Consider the following 3,863-nt stretch of genomic DNA (forward strand, 5'->3'; position numbering starts at 1 on the left):
ATTGCTCGCAGAGCAAGCCCGAAGGGCATTAAACTGGGAGCCAGGACAAAATGATTTTTTTCTTTATCCATCTCTTAATCTATGCCTGCCACGCGTCTTTGGCGTGGTTAATCCTGTCAAATAGCTCTTTTCTTTATTGGGTTGCGGGCAAAGTCCGCGTTAGTTATAGCTTAAGATAAACTGTTCAATTTGCGCGTCTGAAAATTTATCTAGAATTTCCTGTTCAAGCGGGCCTTCTACCTCAGACAGCCGGGCGGCCAGACCTTCAAAACCATCAACAGCTTCATCAAAATAAACCAGATAAAAAACTTCCGAACCTGACTCTTCTGTAAAACAGGCTCGAGAGTCTTCATCAGGAAAAGTTCTGGTTTGGTTTTTTTCCAGCTTGCCTTCAAAATATTTGGTAACCCGTCCTTGCGTATCCTGGTGCAAAAGGTAGGCATAGACGTCTCTGGTTGGAGTGAAGAGCAGTTGAAAACAGTCCTGACTTGACAGTACTGCTCCGGATTCTTTGGTTATAACGGTTTCAGGCTCATCTGAACGGGTTATTAGAGGGTGGGCCTGGTACACAAGCATTTCAAGGTCCATGTGCATTGGGTCCTGCTGGCGCATAATGAGCGGAACAGAGATCATGACCAGAATAACCGCCAGGGCAGGAACAAGGACCACTGGTTTGCCCAGCCAGCTTTTGAGTTTGTCGGTCCATGACCCTGCCGTGTGTCTTTGATCCCTGGTATATTTACCTTGTTGAATGTCTTTATTGCTTTCTGTATCGTCTATGTCTTCAATCCGCAAAACATTTCTTGCCAGGTCTGCCATATCCGCCTTGCTTTTCCGCTCTTCTGCATGGACAGTGTTCAGCTGGTCAATCCAGTAATCAAGAACTGCTTGAACCGCCTCTTCAATGCTGAGTCTGCCAAGCTTAAGTTCATTAAGCCTTTGAATCACTCTGCCGGACAAGTTCTCAGGACCTTGAATTTCCCTGATACTATCAAAAGTTTTTTCACACTGCTCAAGCAGTTTTAGTCGCTCTGTTTCCTTGATGTCAGGAGCAAAAAGGGCCGCTGACAGGCCCAGGGCAAACCTGTCCTGGACTGACAGTGTAGAGCTTTGCTGAAGAGACCGGCTGAGTCTGGCCGCCCCTTTTTGTTCGACCATTTCGGGCAGGATTTTGTCCAGGTTTATCTGTTCCACAAATCTCAAAAGACGCAGGGACCAGTGAGTTTCGATCATTTTTTCCAACTGCTTTAAAGCCAAGTGCTGCTCTCGGATATAGTCACGCAGCACCTTATCGTTTTGAATATCAGCAAGAAAGGCAGGCAGTTCGTTTTTAATATCCTGGGGCAGGTTTTCAGGATCACTGATATGTTCTGCAATAAGGGGAAGGGCATCAGGATCAACATGGCTGTATAGATCATACCAGGGAAAAAGATAATGGTTTTCAGGGTGGATATCTTGCAGGACCGTTCTCCGGTGCTCCTGGAATACCGTAAGCCTCAGGCTGGAAAATTCAGGGGAAAAGAAAAATTCAGAGACCTGCTCATATGCATCTGCTGCAATTTTAAGCAGTTCATCTGCGAGCTGTTGGTTATTGTGAGGAAGAAGCTTTTCAGTGGCTTCCATAAATTGGACCAGCTGGTCCAGCCTGTCAAAGGCTTCAATGACTTGATTCCAGGAGAGGTCATCATCAGTCAGTCTCAACAACTCCGGCTTATTGAGAAAGTCTAAAGCTTCCCGGGCTGCTTTTATTATCTTGTCCAGGTCATTGCGGAACTCACGGCCCAGGTCTTCATGAGCGAGTATGCTCTTTTCAAGGCCGTCTGGAAAATCACGTTCCCCGGTATGTTGACTAAGTGACAGACGCCCCCATTCCAGGAAAGATTTTGTTGTGCTGTGCAGCTCAGTTTCCATCATTGATTGATACTCATTTTTAGTGGCTTACTCCTGAAACCCTGTCACAAAAAACAATAACCACGCGAAGCGCGTGGCAGGCCTTAGACAGGATTAACCACGCCAAAGACGCGTGGCAGGCATAGATTGACAGGATAAGCAATCACTGGGCATGAACTCCACGGCAGTGCCCACAACATCACCGGCTTCCAGGCCAGCAAGGCAGCCCCGGAATATGTCGGGATCGGACATATTTATTTTTCCTCTGTAATCAAGTTCATAATCAACCGCACCAGCAAATCTTTATGCCCCGGCTCGCTGGCTGCGACAAGCAGGGCCAGCGCCACCAGAGCGCGATCGTCGAAGCTTTTTTCGCCTTCCAGGCCATTTTGCTGCAAATAAAGCACAAAAAGGAAAGAAGCGATCCGCTTGTTGCCGTCAATAAAGGGATGATCTTTGATCACAAAATATAGAATATGGGCAGCTTTACTCTCCACATCAGGATACAGTTCCTGGCCCCCAAAGGTTTGATCTATGCCCTCAATGATTCCCTCAAGACCATGACCACGTTCCTGTCCAAAGAAGTCAGTCGCTTCGCCTCTGGCCATTAATTCCTTTTTCAGGGCGGCAATAGCCTGCCGCACATCTTCTGTTTTCAGGCTGACCCTGACCCCATGTCGTGCTTCGGGAACAGACAGGCGCTCTTCATCATATTGAAGAAGAAGCTGCCAGGCGCGGGCATAGCGACCAACCACCTCCAGCACAGCCTGGCCCTCATCGCTGATGAGTTCGCGGTTACCCAGGGTATTGGCCACTAATGCCAGGGCCTGCTTCAGCTCGTCTATGCCCTTCTCAGCCAAACGCCGCTGATTGAGGGTGTAGCCCAGTACCAGGTGATTCTTCAAAACCTGCGTGGCCCAGATTCGGAACTGGGTGCCGCGTTTAGAATTTACCCGGTAGCCAACGGAAATGATGGCATCCAGGTTGAAATAATCAATCTGATATGTTTTACCATCAGAGGCAGTTGTTGCATTTTTTGCAACAACTGCCTCCCTGAATAGTTCGCCCTCATGAAAAATATTACGTAAGTGACGGGAAATTACTGACTTGTCTCGTCCGAAAAGTTCCGCCATCTGATTCAGAGTGAGCCAGACGGTTTCATCCTTGAGACAGACCTCAATGGCGCATTTTCCCTCTTCGGACTGGTACAGAATAACTTCACCAAGATCTGATTTCATTTCAACACCTTGCCAGTGACAACATTCCGCAACCAAAAACTTTTCCAGACCCCATGCCACATTTTTTTCAAGTCTTTCAGCTCTTCCGAGAATGAAACCACCAAAACACCCTGAAAAGAAACAGGCTGAATGTTGCCAACCCGCCTTTCTCGTGCTTTATAAAAGTTCAAGTAACCATTCAAGGGGTGCCAGCAATCGCCACCGGGAATAGACTTGAGGCGTACTCCCCAGCCGTGAGCGGCAGAGCCGACCGCCTGTCACGCCCCTGGCGTGATGAAACAAACGTAGTTTCAGCGTAGCTGGTTTCACTGGGATGTGCAACGAAGTTGCCCGTGCCAAAAAGATCTTCTTAGGCACGGGAAGCCATCAGGCTTCACACGGGTGCTACGCACACACGGTTTTAAAGAGTCCAGGCAGCCTGCCAGGCAAGACACCCTGCAGGACAGGCACCGCTCTTCAACCGTGAGCGGCAGAGCAGCCTGTGTGCAACGAAGTTGCCCGTGCCAAAAAGATCTTCTTAGGCACGGGAAGCCATCAGGCTTCACACAGGTGCTCCGCACACACGGTTTTAAAGAATATAGAGTCCTGCAAGGGGTTGCCTGCTTGGCAGTCATGACAGACATTACTCCCCAACCGTGAGCGGCAGAGCCGCCTGTGTGCAGCCCACGGCTGCCCGTGCCAAAAAAATCTTCTCCGGCACAGGAAGCATCCAGGCTTCACACAAGTGCTCCGCAC

2 protein-coding genes are annotated in these 3,863 nt (G+C 49.0%); both read right to left on the bottom strand.

The window, feature by feature from the left end; all coding sequences use genetic code 11:
• Positions 1–159: 159 nt before the first annotated feature.
• The gene (gene csx30, locus QZP87_RS12355; protein ID WP_291323229.1) at positions 160–1,914 is read right to left on the bottom strand and encodes a type III-E CRISPR-associated protein Csx30; all 1,755 of its coding nucleotides are present in this window, start codon (positions 1,912–1,914) and stop codon (positions 160–162) included.
• Between the two features lie 230 nt (positions 1,915–2,144).
• Positions 2,145–3,128, bottom strand: coding sequence for a RhuM family protein (gene rhuM / locus QZP87_RS12360; RefSeq protein WP_291323230.1), 984 nt, complete (start codon positions 3,126–3,128; stop codon positions 2,145–2,147).
• Between the last annotated feature and the right edge of the window lie 735 nt (positions 3,129–3,863).

The sequence above is a fragment of the Desulfonatronospira sp. genome (assembly GCA_003563255.1).
In the GTDB taxonomy this organism is placed as follows: domain Bacteria; phylum Desulfobacterota; class Desulfovibrionia; order Desulfovibrionales; family Desulfonatronovibrionaceae; genus Desulfonatronospira.

Excerpts from the sequence above, each read along its gene's own strand:
- csx30 (WP_291323229.1), bottom strand. The coding sequence starts at position 1,914 with ATGATGGAAACTGAGCTGCACAGCACAACAAAATCTTTCCTGGAATGG.
- rhuM (WP_291323230.1), bottom strand. The coding sequence starts at position 3,128 with ATGAAATCAGATCTTGGTGAAGTTATTCTGTACCAGTCCGAAGAGGGA.